The 25,736-nt window shown below is 67.3% G+C and carries 23 protein-coding genes and 1 pseudogene; 16 read left to right on the forward strand and 8 right to left on the reverse strand.

The features are described from left to right. Window positions 1-614 precede the first annotated feature (614 nt). The 13 genes and pseudogenes from ACSYAO_RS12225 (at window position 615) to ACSYAO_RS12285 (ending at window position 13,201) form a co-directional block, all read left to right on the forward strand. Entirely contained in the window at window positions 615-806 is a 192-nt protein-coding gene (locus ACSYAO_RS12225; protein ID WP_019337868.1) for a Flp family type IVb pilin, read from the forward strand. A gap of 66 nt (window positions 807-872) precedes the next feature. Continuing rightward, window positions 873-1,418, forward strand: a complete 546-nt coding sequence (locus ACSYAO_RS12230) for an A24 family peptidase (RefSeq protein WP_032128071.1) — start codon at window positions 873-875, stop codon at window positions 1,416-1,418. After that, the gene (locus ACSYAO_RS12235) at window positions 1,415-1,891 is read left to right on the forward strand and encodes a TadE/TadG family type IV pilus assembly protein (protein WP_149908551.1); all 477 of its coding nucleotides are present in this window, start codon (window positions 1,415-1,417) and stop codon (window positions 1,889-1,891) included. Before ACSYAO_RS12230 ends, ACSYAO_RS12235 begins: the two co-directional genes overlap by 4 nt. Before the next feature lie 23 nt (window positions 1,892-1,914). Continuing rightward, window positions 1,915-2,952 (forward strand): Flp pilus assembly protein CpaB, encoded by a 1,038-nt coding sequence (gene cpaB / locus ACSYAO_RS12240; RefSeq protein WP_049460959.1) that lies wholly within the window; start codon window positions 1,915-1,917, stop codon window positions 2,950-2,952. A gap of 18 nt (window positions 2,953-2,970) precedes the next feature. Continuing rightward, window positions 2,971-4,328, forward strand: a pseudogene (locus ACSYAO_RS12245) (type II and III secretion system protein family protein). A gap of 27 nt (window positions 4,329-4,355) precedes the next feature. Beyond that, complete coding sequence (locus ACSYAO_RS12250; protein WP_032128075.1) at window positions 4,356-5,612, forward strand: AAA family ATPase; 1,257 nt, start codon at window positions 4,356-4,358, stop codon at window positions 5,610-5,612. Next, window positions 5,597-6,946 carry a CpaF family protein gene (locus ACSYAO_RS12255; protein ID WP_032128076.1) on the forward strand — a complete coding sequence of 450 codons (1,350 nt, stop codon included), beginning with the start codon at window positions 5,597-5,599 and terminating at the stop codon, window positions 6,944-6,946. The genes ACSYAO_RS12250 and ACSYAO_RS12255 overlap by 16 nt, the downstream gene beginning before the upstream one ends. A 2-nt stretch (window positions 6,947-6,948) precedes the next feature. Continuing rightward, window positions 6,949-7,905 carry a type II secretion system F family protein gene (locus ACSYAO_RS12260; protein ID WP_032128077.1) on the forward strand — a complete coding sequence of 319 codons (957 nt, stop codon included), beginning with the start codon at window positions 6,949-6,951 and terminating at the stop codon, window positions 7,903-7,905. A 28-nt stretch (window positions 7,906-7,933) separates the two neighbouring features. Then, the gene (locus tag ACSYAO_RS12265) at window positions 7,934-8,869 is read left to right on the forward strand and encodes a type II secretion system F family protein (protein ID WP_032128078.1); all 936 of its coding nucleotides are present in this window, start codon (window positions 7,934-7,936) and stop codon (window positions 8,867-8,869) included. Continuing rightward, a complete protein-coding gene (locus ACSYAO_RS12270) occupies window positions 8,869-9,765 on the forward strand; it encodes a Flp pilus assembly protein TadD (protein ID WP_049460957.1) in 897 nt (298 codons plus the stop codon). Before ACSYAO_RS12265 ends, ACSYAO_RS12270 begins: the two co-directional genes overlap by 1 nt. Next, window positions 9,762-10,220: a DUF3613 domain-containing protein gene (locus ACSYAO_RS12275; protein WP_049460955.1), complete on the forward strand. Its 459-nt coding sequence runs from the start codon at window positions 9,762-9,764 to the stop codon at window positions 10,218-10,220. Before ACSYAO_RS12270 ends, ACSYAO_RS12275 begins: the two co-directional genes overlap by 4 nt. An 8-nt stretch (window positions 10,221-10,228) precedes the next feature. Further along, entirely contained in the window at window positions 10,229-12,388 is a 2,160-nt protein-coding gene (locus ACSYAO_RS12280) for a TadG family pilus assembly protein (protein ID WP_049460953.1), read from the forward strand. A 99-nt stretch (window positions 12,389-12,487) separates the two neighbouring features. Then, window positions 12,488-13,201 (forward strand): DUF2968 domain-containing protein, encoded by a 714-nt coding sequence (locus tag ACSYAO_RS12285; protein ID WP_043402505.1) that lies wholly within the window; start codon window positions 12,488-12,490, stop codon window positions 13,199-13,201. Between the two features lie 69 nt (window positions 13,202-13,270). Here the strand turns inward: ACSYAO_RS12285 and ACSYAO_RS12290 are convergent, their stop codons facing one another. Continuing rightward, the gene (locus tag ACSYAO_RS12290) at window positions 13,271-13,657 is read right to left on the reverse strand and encodes a hypothetical protein (RefSeq protein WP_049460951.1); all 387 of its coding nucleotides are present in this window, start codon (window positions 13,655-13,657) and stop codon (window positions 13,271-13,273) included. A 186-nt stretch (window positions 13,658-13,843) separates the two neighbouring features. Here ACSYAO_RS12290 and ACSYAO_RS12295 point away from each other — a divergent pair, with 186 nt between their 5' ends. Next, entirely contained in the window at window positions 13,844-14,668 is an 825-nt protein-coding gene (locus ACSYAO_RS12295) for an alpha/beta fold hydrolase (protein ID WP_049460949.1), read from the forward strand. A 159-nt stretch (window positions 14,669-14,827) separates the two neighbouring features. Here the strand turns inward: ACSYAO_RS12295 and ACSYAO_RS12300 are convergent, their stop codons facing one another. The 7 genes from ACSYAO_RS12300 to ACSYAO_RS12330 all read right to left on the reverse strand — a co-directional run bounded on the left by ACSYAO_RS12300 (window position 14,828) and on the right by ACSYAO_RS12330 (window position 21,607). After that, a complete protein-coding gene (locus ACSYAO_RS12300; RefSeq protein WP_149908552.1) occupies window positions 14,828-16,477 on the reverse strand; it encodes an MFS transporter in 1,650 nt (549 codons plus the stop codon). Next, complete coding sequence (locus ACSYAO_RS12305; RefSeq protein ID WP_049462861.1) at window positions 16,471-17,754, reverse strand: alginate export family protein; 1,284 nt, start codon at window positions 17,752-17,754, stop codon at window positions 16,471-16,473. Before ACSYAO_RS12305 ends, ACSYAO_RS12300 begins: the two co-directional genes overlap by 7 nt. Continuing rightward, a complete protein-coding gene (locus tag ACSYAO_RS12310; protein ID WP_180844381.1) occupies window positions 17,733-19,580 on the reverse strand; it encodes an amidohydrolase in 1,848 nt (615 codons plus the stop codon). Before ACSYAO_RS12310 ends, ACSYAO_RS12305 begins: the two co-directional genes overlap by 22 nt. 119 nt (window positions 19,581-19,699) lie before the next feature. Further along, a complete protein-coding gene (locus ACSYAO_RS12315; RefSeq protein WP_049398467.1) occupies window positions 19,700-20,125 on the reverse strand; it encodes a DoxX family protein in 426 nt (141 codons plus the stop codon). A gap of 2 nt (window positions 20,126-20,127) precedes the next feature. Continuing rightward, window positions 20,128-20,784 carry a hydrolase gene (locus ACSYAO_RS12320; RefSeq protein WP_014037536.1) on the reverse strand — a complete coding sequence of 219 codons (657 nt, stop codon included), beginning with the start codon at window positions 20,782-20,784 and terminating at the stop codon, window positions 20,128-20,130. After that, entirely contained in the window at window positions 20,781-21,224 is a 444-nt protein-coding gene (locus ACSYAO_RS12325) for a helix-turn-helix transcriptional regulator (protein WP_053091059.1), read from the reverse strand. Before ACSYAO_RS12325 ends, ACSYAO_RS12320 begins: the two co-directional genes overlap by 4 nt. A 50-nt stretch (window positions 21,225-21,274) precedes the next feature. Beyond that, complete coding sequence (locus ACSYAO_RS12330) at window positions 21,275-21,607, reverse strand: hypothetical protein (RefSeq protein WP_032128091.1); 333 nt, start codon at window positions 21,605-21,607, stop codon at window positions 21,275-21,277. A 96-nt stretch (window positions 21,608-21,703) separates the two neighbouring features. Between ACSYAO_RS12330 and ACSYAO_RS12335 the strand changes: the two genes are divergently transcribed. Continuing rightward, entirely contained in the window at window positions 21,704-24,733 is a 3,030-nt protein-coding gene (locus tag ACSYAO_RS12335; protein WP_049462859.1) for a sensor histidine kinase, read from the forward strand. Further along, window positions 24,726-25,379, forward strand: a complete 654-nt coding sequence (locus ACSYAO_RS12340; RefSeq protein ID WP_049462858.1) for a response regulator — start codon at window positions 24,726-24,728, stop codon at window positions 25,377-25,379. The genes ACSYAO_RS12335 and ACSYAO_RS12340 overlap by 8 nt, the downstream gene beginning before the upstream one ends. The last annotated feature ends 357 nt before the right edge of the window (window positions 25,380-25,736 follow it).

Genomic DNA, 25,736 nt, shown 5'->3' on the forward strand with positions numbered 1-25,736 from the left:
GGAATCTCTTCCATCACCGGGATGCGCGCCGCCAAGGTGCGCACCCCAAAAGAAACGCGAGTACTTGAATGCGAGTATGCCCGATAATTCAACGGGGTAAACATCTGCACCGCGTTGAATAAGATGGATACAGAGGTGAAAATCAGAATGTCGCGTTTGGCACAGTTTTCGCATGCGACCTGAAGCCTGCCTCACATTATCTGCACGTCGATGAATCGTTGTGCGGGCGAACGGATTTCCGTCACAGAACCCGGCTTTGAAATTAAGGACCAATGGGATTCTGCCGAATTTGCATATAGGTTCCGGTTGCAGCCGGCCGCCATTCAGGCAAAGTCGATAACACGGTGATCCGGTCTTTGATAATGACCGCACCCAGGGGGACAGCATGACCATGCACGTATCGCTCGACACGTCGACCACCGGCCCCGCGCCGCGCGGTCGCGGTTGCGCGAACGGCGTCCCGCCTGGAAACGATCACCCTGCTTGAGCACAGCGGGTCCATCCCGCCGTGCCTCCTCCGCCAGGACGTGCGGAGGTCCACGGACGATCCCGGCGGAGCCGGGCCACCGCCCAACAGGTGTCCTGTAGCAGACAGGTAGAGGGAGACAAACGTCATGAACGCATCGATCCGCAAGTTCCTGAAGGAAGAAGATGGCGTCACTGCACTCGAGTACGGCCTGCTGGCGGCTGTGATTGCGGGTGTCCTGATCGCACTGGGCAGCACGCAGATCAAGGATTTCTTCGAAACGCTCTTTGAGAATCTCACCAAGCTTGCCGACAAGGCATCGGGCAACACGCCGGCCTGAGCCGCGTCCCAGGCTGATCAGGGACAGCAACTGCTGAGCGTCCACTGACGGACAATGGAGGGTGCGATGACACTGCTGGGATTGCTGGCCATCGGTGTGTGCCTGCGGATCGCGATCAGCGATCTGTACGCCCGTCGGGTGCCCAACGCCTGGCTGCTGTCCGCATGCGCGATCACCGTTGTCGTGCTCATCGCCGGACAGTTCAACGCGCCGCGCCTGCCGTGGGCTTCCCACGTTGCCGGCGCGGCGCTCGGCCTGGTCGCATTGCTGCCTTTCCATGCAGTGCGCTGGATGGGCGCCGGTGATGTCAAATTCTTTTCGGTACTGGGATTGATGCTGGGCTGGCAGGCACTGCTGCCGATCTGGATCGCGGCCAGCCTGGCAGCGGGCGCACATGCCGCACTGGTGCTGGTATCGCGACGGTTGGGCCCAGTACTGCCCATCGGCCTTCAAGCCCATATGCATCGGGCAAGTTCGCAATGGCATTCGCACCCGGCGCTGCGCGGGATGCAGAGCGCCCGCCAGGGACGCCAAGGCATTCCCTACGCCGCCTACCTGGCGGTATCCGCCATCGCCTGGGTCCTCATCAGCACGTACGGAGGCGTGGCATGAACATCCACAACCGACGCCGGCAACGTGGCGCGGCCAGCATCGAGTTCGCGCTGATGTTGATGCTGGGCCTGCTGCCGCTGCTGCTGTTCACGTTCTCCGGCGTAATGATCATGGCGGCCCAGCAGACGTTGGCAACCGCCTCGGCCGAGGGTGCACGTGCATCGCTGCGCTATGGCAGCGCCAACGAACGCCGTACTGCCGCCTGCGTTGCAGCGCGTAGTTCGATGCAGTGGCTGCTGAACTTCTCGGGTCAGCCGGTCGACTGCAGCAATGGCGGAAACAACGCCATTCTGGTTTCCGCGCAGGCCCCCTGCGCCGGACTGGCCAGCGCCCAGTGCATGACCGTAACGGTCAGCTACGACTACGCAAGCCATCCCTTCCTGCCCGGCACCGCCACGCTTTACAAGTTGGTGATGCGGGCTCCCATCCGCAGCGTCGCGGTCGCTCAGCTCGACCTCGGCAGCGGCAACTGACGTTCGGTACAGGAGACGGTTCCATGCTCAAGTTGACCCGCATTGCTGCCGTCGCCCTGATCGGGCTGGCTGTGCTGCTGGCGGTGATCGCCTTGATGATCGGGCGCAAGCAGGCCGCACCGGCAACGGTTGCCCCGATGACGCAGAGCGAAGCCCAGGCGATCACCGTGGTGGAAGCGGTGGCGCGACTGCCGGCCGGCGAACCGATCTCTGCCAACGGACTGCGTCTCGCACAGCGCAGCGCCCCGGTTGCCGGTGCCGCCACCAGCATTTCCGCCGTGGTCGGAAAGGTGCCGGTGCAGGACATCGCCGAAGGCACGGCGATCAGCAGCAACGCACTCGCGCAGGGATTCTCGCTGCAGCTGCGCCCCGGGGAACGCGCACTGGCGGTCCCGGTCGACGAGCTGGTGGGGGCCGGCAACCGCATCCTGCCCGGTGATTTCGTCGACGTGTTCCTCAACCTGCGCACTGCCCAATCCAACCCCAGCGGCCCGGCCGACGCAGCACAGACGCGCCTGCTGCTGTCGCGCCTGCGCGTGCTCAGCTATGGCCAGCAGGACATCGCCCCGGCCAACCATGACGCTGTTGCCAGCAACGAGGCCGATGGCCGCAACGATCCACGCGCCGCCGACATCACCGGAAGCAGCAGCACCCAGAGCACGGGCAGCGGGACCGCCCAGCCGGCACGCAGCGCGGTACTGGCGGTGCCGGTGGCCGATGCCAACCGACTGCTGCTGGGTGCGCAGCAGGGCAAGCTGTTCCTCGCCCTGCGCAACCCTGCCGATTCCGGCCAGCCCGATCTGGCGCTGTTCCCGCAGGCACGCGGGGTGATTGATCCCCTGCGTGGCCTGGATGCGGAACAGCAGCTTGCGCTGCAGCGGCCAGAGAATCACGCCTTCGCCGGCATCGACGGCGATGCATTGGCCGGCCGCAGCAACGCAACCGCGCGCAGCACCCAGGATGCCCCGGCACGCGTGCCCGCACCACGGCGCAGCGCCCCACGCGCATCGGGCATCGAAATCATCCGAGGTGACAGCTCCGCCCCCCGTGGTTCCCTTTGACCTGCATCGAGCGCATCCATGACCGAACGTCGCCGCAGTCCACGCCCTTCCCCCGCCAGCGCTGGCTGGCCCTGCTGCTGGTGCTGCTGGCACCGGCGACAAGCGTGGCCGCCGACGACCTGGTGCTGCAGGCGCGTGAGCAGCGCCCCTGGACCCTGCCGGGTGATCTGGAGCGGGTCGCCATTGCCGATCCGGGCGTGGCCGATATCGTGATGCTGCGCGGCCAGCGCCAGGCCCTGCTGGTCGGCAAGGCGCCGGGCACCACCACGCTCCTGCTCTGGCACCGCAAGCAGACCGAACCACAGCGCCTGCAGGTGCGGGTACAAAGTGCGGTGCAGGGTGCGGCCGACGCCGGCGCGAACGGGCTGGTATTCACCCAGCAGGACAATCAGGGCCTGCTGCAGGGAAGCACCGAGAGCGTGCTGTCGCACATGCAGGAGCAGAAGGCTGCCGCCATGGCCCTGGGCAAGGATGGCCTGCTTGCCGACGCATCCACGGTGAGCAGCGGCGGCGTGGTCCAGGTCGAGGTCAAGGTGGTCGAGTTCAACAAGACCGCACTGAAGCAGATCGGCATCAGCTTCCAGAACCGCAATGGCAACTTCGCCTACGGCTTCGCCCGCCCGGGCGGCCAGCTGCCGGGCAATACCGGCATCCTGCCCGGCATGAAGGAAGGCAACTCCGGCAACGAAGCCGAATCGCCCATTTCTTCGGCCTTCCGCCTGGTGTTCGGCTCGACCAAGGGCCTGTGGAATGCCGACGTCGACCTGCTGCAGAGCAATGGCATGGCGCGTGTGCTGGCCGAACCGACACTGGTCGCGCTGTCCGGGCAGAGCGCCAGTTTCCTGGCCGGCGGCGAGCTGCCGATCCTGGAACCGCAGGGGCTGGGCACCACAACCATCACCTACAAGCCCTTCGGCATCGGCCTGACCGTGACACCGACGGTACTGGCACCGAACCGCATCGCCCTGAAAGTCGCACCGGAAGCCAGCGACCTGGACTACAGCAACGCCATCGCGCTCAACGGCGTACAGATTCCCTCGATCACCACCCGCCGCGCCGATACCACGGTCGAACTGGGCGATGGCGAGAGCTTCGTGATCGGTGGCCTGGTCAGTTCCAACGTGGTTTCCAGCGTCGGCAAGATCCCGCTGCTGGGTGACCTGCCGATCATCGGCTCGTTCTTCCGCAACTTCGACTACAAGCGCCAGGACAAGGAACTGGTGATCATCGTCACGCCACGCCTGGTGAAGCCGTTGGCACGCAACACCGAGCTGCCGCTGCCCGGCGACCGCGAGGCCAAGCCGCACATGCCCGAATGGGGCGCCTGGCTGCTGGGTCCTATCAGCCAGGACCCGGTGCCCGGCTTCTCACGCTGATTCCATGATGCCTGCGATACCACGCCCATGCCCTACGCCACTGCCCAGCCGCTGCATCCGCAAGGACCGCCGATGAACCTGGTCCTGTACGGAATGGATCGCGAACTGCTGCCCCGGCTGGCGGCGAAACTGCCGCCAACCACCACCCTGCACTGGCAGGACAGCAGCACGCCGACCTCCGCCCAGGACCTGCAACGCGGGCCGCAGAGCCTTGTGCTGCTCGACTTCCGCCCGGAACATGCGGCCGCCTCCAGCGTGCTGGCGCAGCAACTGCAGCAGACCGAGCCGGATCTGGCATTGGTTGCAGTCGGTGCCACCAGTGCCGGCCAGGTGGAAGGCGTTGTCATCGCATTGCGGGCGGGCCTGCGTGATGTGCTGGACCTGGACAGCGACAACGTCGGCATCGAGGCCGCGCTGCGTCGCGCCCTCTCACCACGACCGGCTGCCGCCGCGCAGCAGGCGCACAAGGCCCGCCTGATCGTCCTGCTGGGCGTGCGCGCCGGGGTCGGCACCAGTACGCTGGCCGCGCATCTTTCGGTGCTGGCACAGCAGACCCGTGCACTGGCACAGGGCGAGGCACTGCAGCAGGATGGCCTGCTGATGGAGCTGGCCCAGCCTTCGGGCGACCTCGCCCTGTACCTCAACCTGGACAGCCGCTTCCACTACGAAGACGCGCTGCGCAACGCCAGTCGCATCGACGCCACGCTCGCCCGTACGGCCATGGCCCGTCACGATTCCGGGCTGGTGCTGCTGGACCGCGCCAGCGGCAGCGATGCGGTACCGCCGTCCGATCCGGGTGCGCTGCTGCAGCGCCTGCGCACCGTGTTCGCCAGCGTGCTGTGTGATGCCGGTGGCTGCCCGCTGCGTCAGCTGCCGCCGCTGCTGCTGGACCAGGCCGACGAGATCTGGCTGGTCACCGATGCCTCCATTGCCACGCTGGTGTCGCTCGACCAGGCACTGAAGCATCTTGCCGGCCAGCGCGAACGCGAGAAGCGCCTGCAGCTGGTGATCAACCGCCACGATGACAGCAGCGGCATGAGCCCGGAGCAGATCGCGCGCCGCTTCGAGGTTCCCCTGCTGGCCACGCTTCCCGAACGACCGCGCGTGCGCCTGGCTGCCAGCCAGGGCCACCTGCTGCTGCAGGATGCGCCGCGCGACCCCTACCTGCGTGCCCTCGCCCCGCTGGTTTCGCGCCTGGATCCGGCTGCCTGCCCGGTCCAGGCGCAGGGCCTGCGGGAAAGACTCTCCCTTGCCCTGGGTGGATCGCAATGGAAGACAAGGTAACCCCGTTCCCGCATGCCGTTGCCCGGCCGGTGCTGCCCGAAAGCTCGCCGGGCCATCAGCCGTTCGCGCAGACCGAGCAGTACCAGAAGGTGCTGTCGGCCGCGCATGAGCACCTGCTCAACAGCATCGAGGACGAGCGCATCGACATCGATTCCTGGGCCCCCGACACCATCGCCCGCTGGGTGCAGGTGCAGACGGTGAGCTTCATCCAGGAATGGCGCATCCCGATCAACGAAGAGGAGATGCAGGTGGTTGCCGACGGCCTGGTCAAGGAGCTGACCGGCTTCGGCCCGCTGGACGACCTGCTGCACGACCCGTCCATCGAAGACATCCTGATCAACGGTTTCAAGGATGTGCACGTGTCCCAGGGCGGCCAGCTCAAGCGGGCCACCCAGCGCTTCACCGACGATACGCATCTGCTGCGCATCCTGCGCCGCATCCTCGCCCCGCTTGGGCGCCGCCTGGATGACTCCAATCCGATGGTCGATGCGCGCCTGCCCAACGGCGGCCGTCTCAACGCGATCATCTCGCCACTGGCGGTGGATGGACCGATGGTGTCCATCCGCAAGTTCCGCAAGGACCCGTTCACCCCCGATGAACTGCTGGCCAAGGGCACCTTCGATGCGCCGATGCAGGCCTTGCTGAAGGCGATGGTACTGGGTCGCTGCAACATCCTGGTGTCCGGCGGCACCAGCTCGGGCAAGACCTCGCTGCTGAACGCCCTGGCCAGCTACGTCCCCGCGAACGAGCGCGTGATCACCGTCGAAGACACCGCCGAGCTCTCGCTCAACCACCCGCATGTAGTTCGCCTGGAAAGCCGTATCGGCGGCGCCGAAGGGCACGGTGCGGTCAGCATCCGCGATCTGGTCCGCAACAGCCTGCGCATGCGCCCCGACCGCATCGTCGTCGGCGAAGTGCGCGGTGCCGAGGTGCTGGAAATGCTGCAGGCGATGAACACCGGCCACGACGGCTCGATGGCCACCATCCACGCCAATTCGCCCCGCGACTGCCTGTACCGGATCGAGATGCTGGCCGGTTTTGCCGGCTTCCAGGGCAGCGAGGACAGCCTGCGCCGGCAGATCGCCAGTGCCATCGACTTCATCGTGCAGATCTCGCGCCTGGGCAGCGGCCGCCGCGTGCTGGTCTCGATCACCGAGATCACCGGTGTCAGCGACAACCTGATCACCACCCAGGAAATGTTCCGCCACGAGCTGCAGATCGACGGCAACGGCAAAGAGATCGATCGCTGGGTCGGGCTGGGCTTCCATCCGCACTCGCACAAGCTGGAGCCGTTCCGCCAGCAGCTGCGCGAATCGCTCTACGGAGACTTCTGAGCATGGGAACCGGCGCGCTGCTGGGCATGCTGAGCATCATCGCGGTGCTGCTGGCGCTGGCAGCCTGGCTGTGGGGCACGGCCAGCAGCCGTGAGCAACGCCAGGTTTCAATGCGGCACGCCGAGCAGCAGCTTTCGCGCGGAAGCGCCACGGGCGGAGCACCCGCCGGGCCGTCCGTCACCGCTGCCAACGACCCGGCGCGGCCCGCCAGCGCCGGGCGCCGCGTGCTGCCGCTGGATGGCCTGCTGCAGCGCGCAGGGCTGCAGACCGGCTGGAAAATTCCCATCATGCTGCTGGTACCGGGGCTGGTACTGTCGGTGGTGGCGATGCTGCGGCTGGGCACCGCATGGATGTTTCCGCTGACCCTGCTGCTGTACCTGCTTGGCTGCTGGCTGTGGGTGATGCGGCGGACCACGAAGCTGCGTGCGCAACTGCTGCATCAGCTGCCGGACTTCCTCGACAACCTGGTGCGGCTGACCGCACTGGGCAACAGCCTGCAGGCCGCGTTCCAGGTTGCGTCGATGCAGACGAGCGCGCCGTTGCGCGGGCTGCTGGACACCACGGTGCGCTTTGCACGCAGCGGCATGGAGCTGGACCGTGCACTCGCACAGGCCTCGCATCCCTATCGCATGGATGTGCTGAAGGTGTTGTCGGTGGTGATCGGTGTCAGCGTGCGCATCGGCGGGCGCTCCGACCAGATCCTGCAGCGCATGGGCGATTTCATGCGCGATCTGGAACAGGCCCAGCAGGAGCTTGCAGCGACCACCTCGGAGACGCGGATGTCAGCGTGGGTGCTGGGCCTGTTGCCACCGGCCTGCGCGGTATTGATGGCGATCACCAGCCCGGACTTCTTCCAGCCGGTGCTGCACGATCCGCTCGGCCACAAGATCCTGCTGCTTGCACTGGGCATGGAACTTGTCGGTGGCTTCCTGCTGTATCGCCTGGCCAAGTCGCTATGAACCCCCTTCGCCCCGCCGGAGACAACCGATGAGCGCCAGCGCCTGGTTCGCCCTCTCCCTGCTCGTGCTGGCCGCCGGTATCGCCCTGCTCGGTATCGGCGGCTGGGTACGCAGCCATCGTGAGCAACGTACAACGGCCACCTTGAAGACCGCCCTGCAGCCGCGCGAGGCGTCCCGTGACACCGAGCCTGCGCGGCACGATTCGCTGGGCTGGCTGGAACGCTTCGGCCGTGCCCTCAGCGGCGGCCGGCTGGAAACGGCACTGCTGGCCAATGAAGACCGGCTGCTGTTGGATCTGGCCGGGTGGAACACCCGCCGCGGTACGGCCATCTACCTCGGCCTGCGCCTGCTGCTGGCCGTGCTGGTGCTGGTACTGGTGCTGACATTCAGCAGCGTCACCGGGCTGGCCAGGATCATGGTGATCATCGGCGCCCTCGCCGCCGGCCTGCTGCTGCCCAAGTTCGTTCTCTCCTCCTGGGTGAAACGGCGCCGACGAGCGGTCGACAACGAGCTGCCGCTGCTGATCGACCTGCTGCGTCTGCTGCAGGGCGTGGGCTTCAGCATGGACCAGAGCCTGCAGACGCTCGGCGACAAGCTGCGCGATGCATTGCCGGTCCTCGGCGGCGAGCTGCAGGAGGCCAACATCGCCTATACCCACGGCCGCACGCGCGCACAGTCGCTGCGCCGGCTGAGCGAGGTCTATGCCGACGATGACCTGACCAGCCTGATGCAGCTGATCCTGCAGGTGCACGCCCATGGCGGCGCGGTGCAGGAGCCCCTGCGGCAGTTCAGCATCCGCCTGCGCGAACAGCGTCGCAACACGCTGAAGGAAAAGGTCGGCAAGCTCTCGGTGAAGATGACCGTGGTGATGATGCTGACCCTGCTGCCAGCGTTGATGCTGGTCCTTGCCGGTCCGGCGCTGGTCGCGCTGGCCACCACCATGTCCAAGATGGGGTCCCCCTGATGCCTGCCCTGCGCACTTCCTGCCTGATTGTTGCCCTGGCTGCCGTTGCCGGCGCCAGCGGCTGTGCATCGACCACGCCGAAGTACCTGCGCGCGCCCAGCCTGGCCGCGCCCGAACCGGCACCGCAGGACAGCCGCAATGCCTACCTGGAGCTGATCGAGCGCATGCAGCAGCAAGGCGCATGGTATGCCTCGCTCGCCCACGTCGACGCCTTCCGCCAGCGCTACGGCGATCCGCCGGCGTTGCGCCTGCTGCAGGCCGACGCGCTGCGCGAGACCGGCCAGGCCGATGCCGCGGTCACCCTGTACCGCGATCTTTCCAGTGGCCCCCAGGCCGCTGCGGCCGCCCATGGTCTGGGCCTGATTGCCGCGCGCCGCGACGACGACACCGGCAGTGAGCAGGCGTTGGCGCGGGCGACCGAACTGCAGCCATTGAATACAAGTTATCTCGGCGACCTGGGCTATGCGCGGCTGCGCGCCGGGCAGTTCGAGCGCGCGCGCGAACCCCTGGCCAAGGCGCTGGAGCTGTCGCCGGGCAATGCCAAGGCCACCGCCAACCTCGCCCTCTGGGCGGTGCTGCGGGGCGACACCGCCACCGCCGAACGCCTCGCCCAGCAAGCGAACCTCAACGACGAGACCCGGCTCAGCATCCAGCAACAGGCGGCGCAGATCCGTGCCCGCCTGCAGCAGCGCCAGGCCGCAGCGGCAGCCGCCGCAGTCGTGCCGGCCACTGCCCGTGCTCTCGCCAGCGATGCCGCCGGCAACCCGCCCGGCGCCACGCGACTGGCGGCGGAACCGCGCCGCGACAGCCGCGATGAACGCGATCCGCAGCGCCTGCCGCCCTCGATGCTGGAACGCTTCAGCGCCTCCGACCACCCGAACGGGAACACACCATGACCGCGACGCCCCTGACCCGACGCCTGCTGCCCGTTCTGATCTGCCTGCTGCCAGCCGCCGCCGTGCAGGCGCAGCAACAGCCGCTGACCGGGCAGATGCTTGGCGGCAGCACGCCGGCTGCGTCGGCTTCGCAGCCGCTGCAGTCCGAGTCACTGCCCACCGTGGACCTGGCGGCCCCGCCAGCACCGGTGCCGCAGGCGGCGCCTGCAGCAGTGGCCATCACCGACGGCAGCACTGCAGCCCCGCGGCCCGGCCGCAGCCAGATCGGCGATACCACGCGCAACCTGTTCCGCCTGCAGGCATCGGGGCAACAGGCCGGACAGCACCTGCCGATCCTCGGCGACCAGGCGACGCTGAGCTACGCCCGCTACATGAAGAGTTTCGAACACGAGATCCCGGACTTCTTTGAAGCCGATGTCGCCAAGTCCAAGGGATCATCCTCATCCGGACGCTGAGGTAGGCCATGAAACGCCCACGCCAGTTCAGTTTCAGCCGCCCACGGGGCGGCATGTCGATCACCATGATGCTGGTCATGCTGGCACTGCTGGCGATGCTGGGCCTGATCGAGATCGGTTACCTGTTCTGGGCCAAGCGCGATGCACAGAAAGTCGCTGATCTGGCCGCACTGGCCGGAGCGCAGCGACTGGAACTGTGCACCTCGGACAACAGCGACAACAGTGCTGCGCGGCAGAGCGCACTCACCCAGAACACCTTCGCAGGAAGCCTGGAAATCCGCTGCGGAAACTGGAACGTGACCCGCGCCACCGAAGGGCACTTCAGCCCGGTCGTCGATGCAGCGAATCAACGCAATGCTGTCCGTGTCATCACCCGCCGCGCGGTGCTTCCCTTCTTCGGGCAGAACAGCAGCCTGCCGACCGTGACCGCACAGGCGGTGGCGCGCCGTGCAGAACCCACGGCGGTTTTCAGTGTCGGCTCGCAACTGCTGCGCATCAATGGCAACACGCCACTGGGAAATGTCCTGAAACTGGTGGGCGCCGACCTCGACAAGACCACCCTGCTCGGCTACGACGGCCTTGCACAGGCGCATATCACCCCGAATGGACTGCTGCAGGCACTGGGCATTCCGATCGACGTCAACATGGGCGTGGCGGAGTTCAACAATCTGCTGGCCGGCCGCAAGGTCAAGCTGGGCAAGATCCTTCAGGCGACCGTTGACCTGCTCACCCAGCAGGGCGTTGCCCACGTGGACCTGAGTGCACTGGAGAATGCCCTGGTCGTGAAGGGCATCGACCTCAAGCAGCTGGAGGTGAAACTCGGCTCCGATGACAGCGGTGGCGGCCTGTTCGCACGCGTGGTCGCGCCGGATGGAACGATTTCCAGCGCGCTGCAGGCCGATGTCAATGTGCTGGACCTGATCGGCACCAGCATCAGCATCGCCAATGGCGGCCGTGCGGTCTCGGTCGATGAACTCAACCTGCTGGGCCTGGTCAATGCCAAAGCCGCTGTGGTGGAACCGCCGTCCATCGCCATCGGTGGCGTTGGCTCGCGCGCTTACAACGCGCAGATCCGTGTCTTCCTCGACATCGACACCAACAACATTCCCGTTGCAGGCGGCGTGCTTTCACTGCTGGGCATCCGCCTGAAGCTGCCGGTCCATGCGGACGTGACCAATGCAATGGCGACCCTGACCAGCCTGCAATGTGGCAGCACGCCTCCCACGGCGACGATCAAGGTCGAGTCTTCCGTGCTGCGCGCCTGCGTCGGCAAGGTGGCCGACAGCGAGCGGTTCTCCAAGCAGAATGTCTGTGGCGACACCCTGCAGAAGGAACAGATGCTCACACTGCTCGGCGCCCCGTTGATCAATGACAGCATCAAGGTCAATACGCTGACCGACACGCAAAGCCTCACCCTCCCCGCCGGCGCGACCGGTTCAACCCAGGTCAACTCCCTGGAGGTGGGCACCGCCGTGTCCGAGCTGGTCAGCGAACTGCTGCGCGTACTGTCCGGCATGCTCGATCCGCGCGACGATGGCATGAGCCAGGGCTCGACCGCAGCGCAGTTGGCCGATCGCTACCTGAAAGCAGCCAACGTTGGTCGCAAGCGATACGATGTTGACGCAACCATCAAGCTGCTGGAATTCGGAGACAGCACGCAGGGATTGAAACCACTTGGAAACTGGGACGTCACCAAGGGGGTACCTACCAGCTGTGTGCTGGTGACCTGCATGGTCGACGGCAAGGTCTGGCAAGGATTCCGCAACGCAGTGACCGGGGTTGGCTCGGGGCTCCTCGATGGCGTACTGGGAGCGCTTGTGGGTGGGCTGCTGGTCAAGCAGTGCAACAGCCTGATTGGCGCGCTGGATGACACCACCTACAACAACTGCATGAAGTACAACCTGACTTCCTACCTGCAGACCGCCGATGCCGGCTTCCTGGACCAGTTCGCCGGCGACGGCGTCACCGCCCCCGGCAATGGCCCGGTCAGTTGTTCGGGCCTGCTGTGCTTGCTGCTGAAGCCCGCCCTGGACGTCCTGAAGCCGCTGCTCAACAGCGTCGGCTCCCTGCTGCGCTCGCTGCTGGCGCAGGTGCTGGGCCTGGAACTGGGCCGTACGGATGTGCATGTCCAGTCCATCCAGTGCACGCCCGCACAGCTGGTCTACTGACCCGTGACGGGCGCCCTTGGCGGCGCCCGCGCACATGCTAGACTCCCGGCGGGGAACCACCTTCATCTCAACCCACACTCATCCGTGGATGGTCTAGACATGCGAGAAACTTCAGGGGGCGCGGTCTTCGCCCGGCACGCGCGCGGCGCGGCACTGCTGGCCGTGGCCATGATGCTGGTGGCACCGGCGGCGATGGCTGCCCGTGGCGACCGCGAAGCAGCCGCAGAGCCGGCCGCACGTACCGCACCGGTGGTGCGCAACACCGTTGACGAGCTCAAGCAGCTGATGGATGCCCGCCAGCTGACCGAGCTGCGCACCACCTACAACGGCAACTACGGCGCCAGCCTGCTGTTCAATGCCAACACCCTGACCTACTACGTCGCCCTGTTCCAGGAGAAGAACTTCTGGCGGGTGATCAAGACCGATGCCGTCGACAACGCCGAGCGTGTCTACCGCACCTTCGCGCAGCAGTCAGAGCAGCTGGCCCAGGTCTACATCGACACCACCCGACTGGAAGCCGGCAAGCGCTATACCGAGCGCCTGGTGGCCTACAACGAGGAGCGCCTGCGCACCCTGCAGCAGGAAATGGAACAGCAGCAGGCACAGTCGGCCCAGGTCAGCGCTGCCCTGCAGCAGGCCCAGCAGCAGGCGGTCAGCCTGAGCAGCGACGTGCAGAGCACCAACAGCCAGCTGGATTCCCTGCAGCGCCGCATCCAGATCCTGCAGGCCGAACAGGGCAACCCGGAGCTGAGCCTGCCCAAGCCGGACAGCGTGCCCTCGCCGGCACCGGCGGCCGCCAGCGACGGTCGCTGAGGTCCAGCGCCTGGCGTGCCGTCCAACGGCGCCTACGGGCGCCGTTGTCGTTTCCGGCACCATTCCATTTCAACGGCACGCCTCATGCACGGCATCGTCCAGTTGCCGGCGCTGCACGAAGTCCATGCGCTTGCCATTGGCCAGCACCTTCCCACGATGCTGCCGCGCGCGCTCACAGGCGGCGGGATCCGCGCTGATCGGTATCAGTGCAGCCCGCGCACGCCGCTGCTGCACCACACGCGGACGCATTGAAGCTGGGCTCGCTGCCTTGGCCGCGCTCGCACCTGTCGAGGACGGCTCCGCCGGCACCTCCCAGCGCCATTCCGCGCGCCCCTGGCACGGCGTCTGCTGGTAGACCGGATGCGGCCCGTCCACACATTTGTAGACGTTGGTCTGAGCATGCGCCCCCGTGGCCAGCAGCAGGTACAACAGCGGGCTCCAACACGCGTTCGACATTGCAGGCTCCTCGTCAGGGCTGCCGCCATCCTCGATGCCGGCACGGCTTCGTGCCAGAGCGATACACGTCACATCCGGCGTAATCCAGCACAGCCGTGCAAGTCGTCGGTCTGGCGCTGCGCTGTACTGCCGAAGGCACCGGCATCCACGCCAGCGCCCTCCCTCCCTTCCGTCAAGGAAACCACAATGAGCAACTTCGTCACCGTCGCCGACGGCGCGCGCATCTTCTACAAGGATTGGGGTACCGGCCAGCCGATCGTGTTCGCCCACGGCTGGCCGCTGTCCTCCGATGCCTGGGACCCGCAGATGCTGTTCATGGGCCAGAACGGCTTCCGCGTGATCGCTCACGACCGTCGCAGCCACGGCCGCTCCAGCCAGACCTGGGACGGCAACAACATGGACACCTACGCCGACGACCTGGCCGCCGTGCTCGAGGCGCTGGACCTGAAGGACGCGATCCTGGTCGGCCACTCCACCGGTGGCGGCGAAGTGGCCCATTACATCGGGCGCCACGGCAGCAAGCGCGTGGCCAAGGTGGTGCTGGTCGGCGCCGTGCCGCCGCTGATGCTGAAGACCGATGCCAACCCGGCCGGTACCCCGCTGGAGGTCTTCGACGGCATCCGCAAGGGCACCGGCGGTGACCGCTCGCAGTTCTTCAGGGACCTGACCACACCGTTCTTCGGCGCCAACCGCGACGGCAACAGCGTTACCCAGGGCATGCGTGATTCGTTCTGGCTGCAGGGCATGCTCGGTGGCGTCAAGGGCCAGTACGACTGCGTGCACGAATTCTCGGAAGTGGATTACACCGAAGACCTGAAGAAGATCGATGTGCCAGCGCTGGTGGTGCATGGCGATGACGACCAGATCGTGCCATTCGATGCCTCGGCCAAGCTGTCCTCGCAGATCATCAAGGACGCCGAGTTGAAGGTGTACGCCGGTGCGCCGCACGGCCTGACCGTCACCCACGCCGACCGGTTCAACGCCGACCTGCTGGCGTTCGCACGCAAGTGACATGCGGCGGCGGCGCCACCCAGCGCCGCCGCCCCCTTGGTAGAGCCGGCCGCTGGCCGGCTGCGCAGGATCGGGATGGATTGATCGCGCAAAAAGGGGACGGAGGGGATTAAGTCGTTTGTGCACAAACGACTTAATCCCCTCCGTCCCCTTTTTGGGTCAGATATCGCTGTGGTGGTGCGGGACCCCGGTCTTCGGCAGCGGGTCATGCCCGCCCACGAAGTGGCGTACCACCGGTGCACGCTCACCGCGATGCAGCCCGCGCAGCACTTCCTGGATCGCCTTGTCATCGGCAGTGATGCGTTCGTGCTGGCGCAGATGCTCCAGCCACGACGGGGTCACGAAATACTCCAGGTGGATGCCCGGGCTGGCCACGTCCTCCACCACACCCCAGACCACGGCGCCATCGCGGCGGCGGATCGTGCCCAGTGCGCGCATCTGCGCCTGGAATGCGGCGCGATCAGCATCGTCAATGCGGTACTCGATGGTCACCAGCACCGGGCCACGATCGTTGGATACCGGCACCGACAGTTCCGGTGCCGGCCAGTGTCCCGCCGGGCGCAGGTTCAGGTCTTCAGTACCGGCAATGCGCACGCGCCACACCAGCAATCCGCCGATCACCGCACCCGCGGCAGCCACCAGCAAGACCAGCTCCGGCGAGGTGCGCTGCGCCAGTGCACCCCAGCTCAGGCCACCAGCCGCCATGCCAGCGGAAAACACCATGATGTACAGCGCCAGTGCACGCGCCCGTACCCACGCTGGCACTGCGGTCTGCGCGGCAATCTGCAGCGACGACAGCACGGTGATCCAGGCAAAGCCATTGATCAGCATCACCAAGGGCAGCACGTACCAGCTGCGGGTCAGCGCCAGCCCGACCAGGCTGAGCGCCAGCGACAGCGTGGCCAGCAGCACCAGCAGGTCGCGATCCATCTGCGCGCGCAGCTTCGGCAGCAACAACGCACCACCCACGGCACCGATCCCGATGCAGCCGAGCAGCATGCCGTACTGCCCCGCCCCACCCTGCATCTGGCCGCGTACCACCACCGGCAGCAGTGCATTCATTGCTGCAGCAAAGAAGAAGAAGCCGACCGACTTGATCAACACCGCCTGCAGGCGCCCGGCGCGGCTGGCATAGCGCAGGCCCGCCTTCAGGCCGGCACCGAAGCCTTCCGGCGGCAGGCTGGACTCCTTCGGGTCGCGCTTCCAGCCCCACACCACGAACAGCATCGCGGCGAAGGTGATGGCGTTGAAGCCGAACGCCCAGACCGCACCCAGCTGGGCGACGATCACGCCGCCGATGGCCGGGCCGATCGAGCGCGCGATGTTGATGCCGATCGAGTTCAGCGCCACTGCTGAAGCCAGCATCGGCTGCGGCACCAGTTCGGACACGATCGCGGCCTGCGCCGGCATCGCCATCGCCGCACCGCAGCCCATGCAGAAGGTCAGCAGCACCAGCAACTGCGGGGTCAGCATGTCCAACGCAGTCAGGGCCGCCATCACCGCGGCGACCAGCAGCATCCAGCCCTGGGTGGCCAGCAGGTACCTGCGGCGATCGACGATGTCGGCCAGGGTGCCGGCGGCCAGCGCCAGCAGCACGATCGGCACCGTGGTGGCCGACTGCACCAGCGCCACCATCAGTGGTGAGCCGGTGCGCTCGGCCATTACCCAGGCGGCGGCCACATCGTTGACCCAGGTGCCGATGTTGCTGGCCAGGATCGCCAGCCAGATCGAGCGGAACATCCGGATCTTCAGCGGGGACCAGGCACCTGCGGCCTGTGCGGGGGGTTGCGACGCGGTTGCGTTCACCATTGCCATGCTCCAACGATCGAGGCGAACAGCGTGTCCTGGCCTCCGGCCTGCTTCAGTGCAGGACCGGCATCGACCCAGGCCAGCTGCAGCTGCCATTGCCAGTGTTCGCTGGCCTGCCAGCGTGTTTCGGATTTGTATTGATTACCGATGCGGCGCGCGCCACCGGCGCTGCCCGGCAGTGCCACCAGCGGCGCCGGCGTGGTGTAGACCGCATCGGCGCGCCTATGCTTCCAGGCCATCTGTACGCCCAGTTCCGTCGTCACCGCGTCGTGCAGGCGCAGGGTCAGGGTCGGCTGGAGGTCCATCAGGTTGGCCGGGGCCAGCAGGCTGGCCTCGCTGAAGTAGGCCGATTTCGGAAACAAGGCGTTGAAGGTTCCCAGGCGGCCATCCTGCAGATTTCCGTCGCCACTGGCGATGTCGGCCTTCAGCCCCAGCCGCGGCTGCAGCGGCAGGTTCGTCCAGCGCCACCCCGTATCGGTCGCCAGCGTCCAGGCGCGGATATCGAGGGTGCCGGCGGTCGTCCGAAGCTCACCGCCCTGCGCCACCAGCTCGCTGTTCCAGTCCAGTGCACCGGCCTGGCCGAACCAGCGCGCGCCCAGGGTCTGCCGACGTTCGGTACCGCTGCCTGCGGCGAAGCGCGCGCCTTCGCGGCGGTAGTCCAGCAGATACAGATCCCACTGTCCCGCGCCCTGTCCCCGCACCGTGGTGGCATAGGCACCCCACAGGTGGGCACCGTGCTCGCCGCGATCATCAAAGGCACCCGGTCGGTTTTCCACTGGCCGCAATGCCATCAGATCAAGCGTACCGAGACGACCTTTCCAACCCACACGCGCACCGTCGAACGCCAGGCGGATGTTCGGCCCGTCGCGCACCGACAGCAGCCGTGAACTGCCATAGCCGGCTTCCTGCCGGCCGAGTTGCAGGTGGAAGCTATCGCGCTGCCAGCGCCAGTACGCCTGCTGCACATCCAGCGCGCTGCGGTCGGTGCGACCCGGGCCGCCGGCCTTGCCATTCTCCCCATGCACACCCAGCTGCAACTTCGCCTGCCAGCTGTCTTCCACATAGGTGGCCGAGGCCAGCGCGCGCAGCAGGCCATAGCCATCCTCGCTGCCGCCAATGCCGAACCGGGTCGGGTCGTAGTACAGGCCACGTGCCCGCAGCGATGCATCCCATTGCAGCTGGCCGTCCCCAGCCGCACTGCAATGACCGCCGTCGCAGGCCTGTGCAAGCGAAGGTGCGGCCAGCAGCGCCAGGCTCAGAACGCGAAGCACGAGCATCCCATGGCGCCCCAGAACGCGGTCAGGTCATCGGTGGGCGCCGCGTGCCGTGCAGCATGACCATGAGCACCGTGGGTGCTGCAGGCTACGCCGTGATGGTGACGATGGGCGGCGGCCAACCCGGTGGCGGTACCGCCGACGTGGTAGCCGCCGAACCGGTTGACCGGCGACCAGTTGGGCATCGCCGGCGGCAGCTGCGGCGCAAGCCCTGCATAGTCGGCGTCGGCATGCACGATGCGGCCACCGACCACGGTCAACACGCTGGTGATGTCGGCGATCTGCGCATCATCCACGCGGAAGAAATCGGCAGAGAGCAGGATGAAATCGGCCAACTGGCCGACCTTCAACGTACCCTTCACTGCTTCGTCGCCAGAGAACCACGCGCTGCCCTGGGTCCACAGGCGCAGTGCCTGCTCACGTTCGAGCAGGTTCTCATCGCCATACAGGGCCAGCCCGCCGACGGTGCGCCCGGTCACCAGCCAGGACAACGCCACCCATGGGTTGTAGCTGGCCACACGGGTGGCATCGGTTCCAGCACCGACCGGCACGCCTTCGGCCAGCATGCGCTTGACCGGCGGCGTATGCCGCGCGGCCTGCACGCCGTAGCGCTCGACGAAGGCTTCGCCCTGATAGGCCATGCGATGCTGCACGGCGATGCCGCCACCCAGCGCACGGATGCGCTCGATGTTGCGCGGGGTGATGGTTTCGGCGTGATCGATGAACCAGTGCAGGCCATCGAACGGCACCTCGCGGTTGACCTGTTCGTACACATCGAGGATGCGGGTGATGCTCTCGTCGTACGTCGCATGGATGCGGAACGGCCAACGCTTCTCGACCAGCAGCTTCACCACATCGTGCAGTTCCGGTTCCAGCTCCGGCGGCAGTTCCGGGCGCGGCTCGTTGAACAACTCGAAGTCGGCCGCCGAGAACACCAGCATCTCGCCGGCACCGTTGTGGCGCAGCAGGTCATCACCCTGCCGCGGCTGCAGCATCTCGCTCCATCCGCGGAAGTCATCCACTTCCTTGCCCTTGTTCTGGGTGAACAGGTTGTAGGCGATGCGCACGGTCAGCTGGTCATCGCGGTGCAGCTGCTCGATGACCTGGTAGTCCTCGGGGTAGTTCTGGAAACCACCGCCGGCGTCGATCACCGAGGTGATGCCGAGCCGGTTCAGTTCACGCATGAAGTGACGCGTCGAATTGGCCTGGTACTCGATCGGCAGGCGCGGCCCCTTGGCCAGCGTCGCGTACAGGATCAGCGCATTCGGCTTGGCCAGCAGCAGCCCGGTCGGGTTGCCGAGCGAATCACGCACGATCTGCCCGCCCGGCGGATCCGGGGTGTCCTTGGTATAGCCACAGGCACGCAGTGCGGCGCGGTTGAGCAGCGCACGGTCGTACAGGTGCAGCAGGAACACCGGCGTGTCCGGCGCGATGTCGTTGAGCTCCTGCAGCGTGGGCAGGCGCTTCTCGTTGAACTGGGTGGCGGTGAAACCACCGACCACGCGCACCCACTGCGGTGCAGGCGTGCGATCGACCTGCGCCTTCAGCATGTCCAAGGCATCGCCCAGCGAACGCAGGCCGTCCCAGCGCAGTTCCAGGTTGTAGTTCAGGCCACCACGTATCAGGTGGGTATGGCTGTCGTTGAGGCCGGGCAGCAGGCGCCGGCCTTGGGCGTCGATCAGGGTCGCTTCATTGCCCCAGCCACGCATGATCTCCTCGTCGCTGCCGACGGCGACGATGCGCCCTTCCTGCACGGCCAGTGCCTGTGCATGCGGCTGCTGTGGGTCAAGGGTGGTGATGCGGGCATTGCGGATGACCAGCGTGCTCATGCGACGCTCCTTGGAAGTGGAATCGAGTGCGGCACCGGCACGGCCGGCCAGGCCCAGCGCCACCGCGGCGCTGCCGGCCAGCACCACGTTGCGGCGGCCGTGATCGAGTGGATCGTGACTCATGCGAGATCTCCCGGAAGGCGTTGGCCGTCCAGTGCCCAGGCGCCGGGCCCGGTCAGCGCGAGGGCCAGCAGTACCGTGGTCCACATCAACGGGTACTCACTGCCACCGCGCATCCAGAACCAGCCCTTGGGCAGGGCCAACAGAACGGTGAAGCCGATGAAGGCCGCCGCTGCAAGCGCGGCGACGCGGGTCTGCCAGCCCAGCAGCACGGCCAGCCCTGACAGCACCTGCAGCAGGGCCAGCAGCAGCGGCAGCGGTGCCACCGCTGGCAGGCCGAAGCCGCGCAGTTCGGTGGCGAAGCCGGCCAGCCCAGGACCGCCGAACCAACCGAACAGCTTGCCCAGCGCGTGTGGCAGCAGGAATCCCCCGGCTGCCACGCGCAGCATCAGCAGGGCCAGGTCGAGGCCATGGCCAGCCAGCATGCTCAGTGCCCGCCTTCCTGCGCGCCGAACATGCGCTTGGCGTACTGGATGCCGATGCCATAGCCACCGGCGTGGTCGCGGGCGATGCCGGTGGTCAGCTCGTAGGTCTCGCCACGCGCCCAGTCACGCTGCAGCTCCAGCAGGTACTGCACGCTGGTCATCGGCACCGCACCGGCCTGCACCATGCGGGTGATCGCACGCTCGTGCGCTTCTTCGCTGACATCGCCGCAGGCATCGGTGATCACATACACCTCGAAGCCCTGTGCCAGCGCCGACAGCGCCGGTCCCACGATGCAGACGCTGGTCCACAGGCCGGCAACAACCAGGCGACGCTTGCCGATGCGGTTGATCTCGTCGATCACCGCCTGGTCTTCCCAGGTGTTCATCGAGGTGCGGTCGAACACCGTCTGGCCCGGGAAGATCTCCGGCAGTTCCGGGAACATCGGGCCGGAGAACGACGCTTCGGCGACGGTGGTCAGCAGCACCGGCACGTTGAAGCCCTTGGCGCCCTTGCTGATCAACGACACGTTGTTGCGCAGCGCGGAGATATCGATGGTGTGGGTGGCGAATGCCATCTGCGACTGGAAGTCGATCAGCACCAGGGCATGGTCGGTGGGCGACAACAGGGCCGGGGCGGGCGTGGCGGTGGCAAGGCTCATGGTTGGACTCCGTTGGAAACACGATCAGGGGGAAGCAACAGGGCTGCATCGCCGGCCAGGTACTGGCCGGGGCTGCAGCCGGTCTCGGCGCGGAAGCTGCGGACGAAATGGCTCTGGTCGAAGAAGCCCAGCTGCTGCGCCAGGCAGGACATCGGCAGCTGCGCGACCGGCAACAACTGGCGCGCACGTTCGATGCGGCGACGGCGCACGTAGCGCAGCGGGCTGGCGCCGGTACCGGTCCGGAACAGGCGCACCAGATGGAAGCGGCTGACGCAGGCGGCTGCGGCCAGCTCGGTCACCCGCAGCGGCTGCGACAGGTGCTCATCGACATAGCGCAGGGCGCGCTGCAATGCGGCGGCCTGCTGCGGTGCCAGCGCCACGGCGGGCGGATCGGGCGAAAAGACGGTGGCCATGCGGGACGCCGCGAGGGGGTGCCCCATGGTGCGTGGCCGCCGTACGATGCCCTACCCCCGTCGGTCGAGGCCAGCACCTACCCGAATGGGGGAGGCCGACGCCCGAGCAGGCGACGACCGAACAACCGCGCATCCAGTGAATAGGCGCCAGGGCCCAACATCAACAGCGCCAAGGGCAGCACCACCTGTGACCACGGCGCCTGCTGCGCGAACAGGCCCACGGCCGCCATCAGCACGGCCAGTGGCGTCAACACACCCAGCGTGAGCATCGGCACTGCCAGCAGGCACAGCGCCGACCACCCGCCCGCATGCGTGCCGGGCGTGCACAGTGCCGCGGACAGGCACAGCCGCAGCCACAGCAGGCCGATGCCCGGCCCGCGGTCGGGGAACATCACGAACAGGCGCTGCATGGCCGGGCTCCACAGGACATGCCGGCGTGATAGCCGACCGCGGCGGCGACCGCCTACCCCGTTCGGGTCACCCCGGACTGCCCCGCACCTGCCAGAATGCGCGCCATGCGTGGCCGCCCCTTCCCGTTCCTGCGTCGCCTGCCGACGCTGCTGACGTGCCTGCTGCTGTGGACCGCCCTGCCCGCTTTTGCCGTGCAGCGCCCGTCGGTGAGCGGCGGGCTGCCCGGTTACGAGCACACCGCGTGGCGGGTCGGCCAGGGTGCACCCGGCGATATCTGGGACATCACCCAGGACCGCGACGGCCTGCTGTGGCTGGCCACCGGCTCGGGCCTGTACCGCTTCGATGGCCGTCGCTTCGAACGGCAGGCAGCGCCCGTCGGCAGCCAGTTCCCGTCCACCAACATGGTCACGCTGGCGCATGCCGCCGACGGTGCCCTGTGGATCGGCTACTTCCAGGCCGGCATCAGCCGGTTCGCGCAGGGGAGGCTGCACAACTACGGCCGCGAGCAGGGGGTACCGGTCGGCGTGGTCCCACGCTTCAGCCAGGATCGCCAGGGCCAGCTGTGGGCGGCGATCAATGGCGGGCTGCGCCGCTTTGATGGACAGCGCTGGCAGCCATTGCCGGCCGCAGCCGGCCTGCCCGAACGCCGTGTGCAGTGGGTGCTGCACGACAGCCGGGGCAGGTTCTGGGTGCTGGCCGACCTGAAGATCTGGATGCGTGCGCCCGGCCAGACCACGTTCGAGGACACCGGCATCGCGGTCTCGCAGATGGCAACGCTGGCCGAAAGCCCGCAGGGTGAAGTGTGGTTGGCCGACCGGGTGCGCGGCACCTCACCCCTGGCCAACGCGCAGGGCCTGTTGGCGGCCAGCGAACGTGAAGCGCGGCGTCTTCCGGAACTGGTTGCTGCACGCCTGCAGTTCACTGCCGATGGCGCGCTGTGGGCCACGATGAGCCCGCACGGCGGCGTCGCCCGCATCACCTTCGACGGCAGCCGCGCCGTGCGCATGGAGCGTTTCGATTCGCCGCACGGGCTGACCGCCACCTCCGCGGTGCCGATCATCGTCGATCGCGAAGGCAATCTCTGGGTCGGCACCAACCTCGGCCTCAACCGCTTCCGCGCACGCAGCGTGCACACCCTGGCAGTGGGCCCGAGTGATCCCTACCGCTCGCTGGTGCGGGCCAGCGATGGCCGCGTGTATGGCTATGGCGAAGACCTCAAACCCTACGATCTGCGGCGCACTCTGCTGGATGGCAGTGCCCCGCAGCTGCAGGCCGCCGCGCGCCAGGCGCCCACGCCGATCTGGCAGTTCGACTGGGTCAATCTTGCGCGCACGGTCGCCGGCCACACCTCGTTGATCCCGCTGCCGGCCCCGTTCACCGGGCAACCGCTGCACGCCCTGCTGTTCCCCGACGACGCGCAGGCCTGGGTATGCACGGGTGAACGCGGCGTCCTGCACTACCTGCATGGCCAATGGCAGCGCGAGGTCCGCCTGCCCGAGCAGGCCTGCTCATCGCTGGCGCTGGATGCCCATGGCCAGCTGCTGCTCGGCTATGCCGACGGCCGCCTGCGCCGGATGAGCGCGGGCCACATCGAGAGCTTCGATGCCAGCCAGGGCCTGTCGGTCGGGCCGATCACCGCAATGCTGCATCACCAGGACCTGCTGCTGGTCGCCGGCGAAGCCGGTCTGGCTGCGCGCGTTGGCAACGGTCGTTTCGTTCCGGTGCGTACCGACATGGCCGGCGTGCTGGAAGGCATCACCGGCATCGTGGCCGATCCGAACGGACACCTCTGGTTCAATGGCAGCCGTGGCCTGGTCCGGCTGGGGAGCCATCAGCTGCGACGGGCGCTGCGCACCGGGCAGCCGGTGACGCCACGCCTGTTCGATGCGGTCGATGGCATGCCGGGCATCGCCCTGCAGAGCGGACCGATCGCCACCGCCACGCTGGCCGATGACGGACTGCTGTGGCTGGCCACCAACCAGGGCCTGGCCTGGCTGGACACCACCCGCTCGCACGTCAACACCATGGCGCCCAGCGTGCGCATCGGCGAAGTACTGTATGGCAGTGAGCACGAGCCACTGCGCGATGGCCTGCGCCTTCCGGCCGGCACCAGCCAATTGCAGATCGATTACGTGGCGCTGTCGCTGGCACGTCCGGAGCGCAACCGCTACCGCTATCGCCTGTCCGGCGTCGACGACGGCTGGCAGGATGCCGGCAGCAGCACGCGGGCGTACTACACCAACCTCGCCCCGGGCAATTACCGGTTCGAGGTGGAAGCCGCCAACGAAGACGGCATCTGGAGCACTGCACCGGCCAGTCGCAGCTTCCGCATCGCCCCCACTTTCATGCAGACGGTGTGGTTCAAGCTGCTGTGTGCGGCCGCGATCCTCGCACTGCTGGTGATGGCGGTCCGCATCCGCAGCGGGCAGCTGGCCGCGCTGTTCCGCGCGCGCCTGCAGGAACGCAATGGCGAACGCGAACGCATCGCACGCGACCTGCACGACACCCTGCTGCAGGGCAGCCAGGGCCTGATCCTGCGCCTGCACGCGATCAGCCAGTCGCCGCAGACCCCGGAGCCGGTACGCGGCCAGCTGGAATCGGCGATGCAACTGGCCGAGCGCAACCTGGCCGAGGGCCGCGAGCGGGTCAATGCCCTGCGTGAGGGACCGTTCGCTGGCCGCGACCTCGCTTCGGCACTGGCCGATGTGCACGCCGAGTACGCCGGGCATGGCACCAACCCACTGCGCCTGACCGTGGAAGGTGCAACGCCACCGCTGCAGGCCGACGCGGCCGAAGAAGTGTTCCTGATCGGGCGTGAGGCGATCCGCAATGCGTTGCGTCACGCCAACGCCAGCGCCATCGAAGTGGAGCTGTCCTATGGCACGCGGTGCTTCCTGCTGCACGTGCGCGACGATGGCGTCGGCATCGCCGACGACAATGCCGGCCATGGTCATTGGGGCCTGCAGGGCATGCGTGAGCGCGCGCAGCGCCTCGGTGCGGAACTACAGCTGTGGACCCGCGCCGGACTGGGAACCGAAGTCGCGCTGGCGGTTCCCGCCCGGCGCCTGTATCACCGCCGCCCATCGCGCTGGCGCTGGCCCTGGAGTAAAGCAAACCATGACTGAGTCCCCTGCCCTGATCGGCGTGCTGGTGGTCGACGACCACCCGCTGCTGCGTGACGGCCTGGCGGCGCTGCTGGGCGCACAACCCGATCTGCGCCTGCTCGGCGAAGCCGCCGATGGCGAGGAAGCCATCGCCTGCTACCAGCAGCTGCAGCCCGACGTGGTGCTGATGGACCTGCAGATGCCACGGCTGGATGGCGTCGAAGCGATCGTGCGGATCCGCGCGATGGACCCGCGCGCGCGCATCATCGTGCTGACCACCTACCGTGGTGACGTACGCGCGGTAAGGGCACTGCAGGCCGGCGCCAGCGCCTATCTGCTGAAGGACATGCTGCGCCATGAGCTGGTCGATACGATCCGCATGGTCGCTGGCGGCCGCCGCGCACCTATTCCCCCGGCGGTGGCGGCCAGCATCGCCGCGCATGTGGTGGAAGACCGGTTGTCGCCGCGCGAAACCGAGGTACTGAGGCATGTGGCCGGGGGCCTGTCGAACAAGCGCATCGGCGAGCGCATGCAGATTTCCGAGCAGACGGTGAAGGCGCACATGAAGAGCCTGATGGACAAGCTGGGCGTGGGTGATCGCACGCATGCGGTGACCCAGGCGCTGCGGCGCGGGATCATCAGCCTGGACGACAGCGGTCACGATTAGGGAGTTGTTCGGCAGGGCTTGCAGCCTTGCACCTGCGGTAGTGCCGGCCGCTGGCCGGCAACCTCTACAGCAACAGCAAAAGCGGGGTTTCCATGGGATGGCGGGGTGGGGCCGGTTGCGGGGGGCGCTGCAAGTCCCCCTCCGGGGCCCGGCCCAGCCGCTGGCGGCTGTGCGTTCGGGCGCTTGCGAAGCAATGCTTCGCAAGCAAAGCGCCCTCACCCATGTAAGCTCGGTCGCCGCTTGCTCGTGTGCGCAGTCCTGCGCACACGGCAAGACCGGGGTTGGGCGTCCTGCCCAACCCGCCCAAGGCATGCCTCGGGCCCATGCGGCTCACGCCCCCGCAACCGGACCCACCCC

This window comes from Stenotrophomonas sp. STK16_22 (genome assembly GCF_051984505.1).
In the GTDB taxonomy this organism is placed as follows: Bacteria; Pseudomonadota; Gammaproteobacteria; order Xanthomonadales; family Xanthomonadaceae; genus Stenotrophomonas; species Stenotrophomonas maltophilia_A.

What these genes read in the sequence shown, in the direction of transcription:
- ACSYAO_RS12225 (WP_019337868.1), top strand. Translation starts at nt 615, where the DNA reads ATGAACGCATCGATCCGCAAGTTCCTGAAGGAAGAAGATGGCGTCACT.
- ACSYAO_RS12230 (WP_032128071.1), top strand. Translation starts at nt 873, where the DNA reads ATGACACTGCTGGGATTGCTGGCCATCGGTGTGTGCCTGCGGATCGCG.
- ACSYAO_RS12235 (WP_149908551.1), top strand. Translation starts at nt 1,415, where the DNA reads ATGAACATCCACAACCGACGCCGGCAACGTGGCGCGGCCAGCATCGAG.
- cpaB (WP_049460959.1), top strand. Translation starts at nt 1,915, where the DNA reads ATGCTCAAGTTGACCCGCATTGCTGCCGTCGCCCTGATCGGGCTGGCT.
- ACSYAO_RS12250 (WP_032128075.1), top strand. Translation starts at nt 4,356, where the DNA reads ATGCCCTACGCCACTGCCCAGCCGCTGCATCCGCAAGGACCGCCGATG.
- ACSYAO_RS12255 (WP_032128076.1), top strand. Translation starts at nt 5,597, where the DNA reads ATGGAAGACAAGGTAACCCCGTTCCCGCATGCCGTTGCCCGGCCGGTG.
- ACSYAO_RS12260 (WP_032128077.1), top strand. Translation starts at nt 6,949, where the DNA reads ATGGGAACCGGCGCGCTGCTGGGCATGCTGAGCATCATCGCGGTGCTG.
- ACSYAO_RS12265 (WP_032128078.1), top strand. Translation starts at nt 7,934, where the DNA reads ATGAGCGCCAGCGCCTGGTTCGCCCTCTCCCTGCTCGTGCTGGCCGCC.
- ACSYAO_RS12270 (WP_049460957.1), top strand. Translation starts at nt 8,869, where the DNA reads ATGCCTGCCCTGCGCACTTCCTGCCTGATTGTTGCCCTGGCTGCCGTT.
- ACSYAO_RS12275 (WP_049460955.1), top strand. Translation starts at nt 9,762, where the DNA reads ATGACCGCGACGCCCCTGACCCGACGCCTGCTGCCCGTTCTGATCTGC.
- ACSYAO_RS12280 (WP_049460953.1), top strand. Translation starts at nt 10,229, where the DNA reads ATGAAACGCCCACGCCAGTTCAGTTTCAGCCGCCCACGGGGCGGCATG.
- ACSYAO_RS12285 (WP_043402505.1), top strand. Translation starts at nt 12,488, where the DNA reads ATGCGAGAAACTTCAGGGGGCGCGGTCTTCGCCCGGCACGCGCGCGGC.
- ACSYAO_RS12290 (WP_049460951.1), bottom strand. Translation starts at nt 13,657, where the DNA reads ATGTCGAACGCGTGTTGGAGCCCGCTGTTGTACCTGCTGCTGGCCACG.
- ACSYAO_RS12295 (WP_049460949.1), top strand. Translation starts at nt 13,844, where the DNA reads ATGAGCAACTTCGTCACCGTCGCCGACGGCGCGCGCATCTTCTACAAG.
- ACSYAO_RS12300 (WP_149908552.1), bottom strand. Translation starts at nt 16,477, where the DNA reads ATGGTGAACGCAACCGCGTCGCAACCCCCCGCACAGGCCGCAGGTGCC.
- ACSYAO_RS12305 (WP_049462861.1), bottom strand. Translation starts at nt 17,754, where the DNA reads ATGCTCGTGCTTCGCGTTCTGAGCCTGGCGCTGCTGGCCGCACCTTCG.
- ACSYAO_RS12310 (WP_180844381.1), bottom strand. Translation starts at nt 19,580, where the DNA reads ATGAGCACGCTGGTCATCCGCAATGCCCGCATCACCACCCTTGACCCA.
- ACSYAO_RS12315 (WP_049398467.1), bottom strand. Translation starts at nt 20,125, where the DNA reads ATGCTGGCTGGCCATGGCCTCGACCTGGCCCTGCTGATGCTGCGCGTG.
- ACSYAO_RS12320 (WP_014037536.1), bottom strand. Translation starts at nt 20,784, where the DNA reads ATGAGCCTTGCCACCGCCACGCCCGCCCCGGCCCTGTTGTCGCCCACC.
- ACSYAO_RS12325 (WP_053091059.1), bottom strand. Translation starts at nt 21,224, where the DNA reads ATGGGGCACCCCCTCGCGGCGTCCCGCATGGCCACCGTCTTTTCGCCC.
- ACSYAO_RS12330 (WP_032128091.1), bottom strand. Translation starts at nt 21,607, where the DNA reads ATGCAGCGCCTGTTCGTGATGTTCCCCGACCGCGGGCCGGGCATCGGC.
- ACSYAO_RS12335 (WP_049462859.1), top strand. Translation starts at nt 21,704, where the DNA reads ATGCGCGCCATGCGTGGCCGCCCCTTCCCGTTCCTGCGTCGCCTGCCG.
- ACSYAO_RS12340 (WP_049462858.1), top strand. Translation starts at nt 24,726, where the DNA reads ATGACTGAGTCCCCTGCCCTGATCGGCGTGCTGGTGGTCGACGACCAC.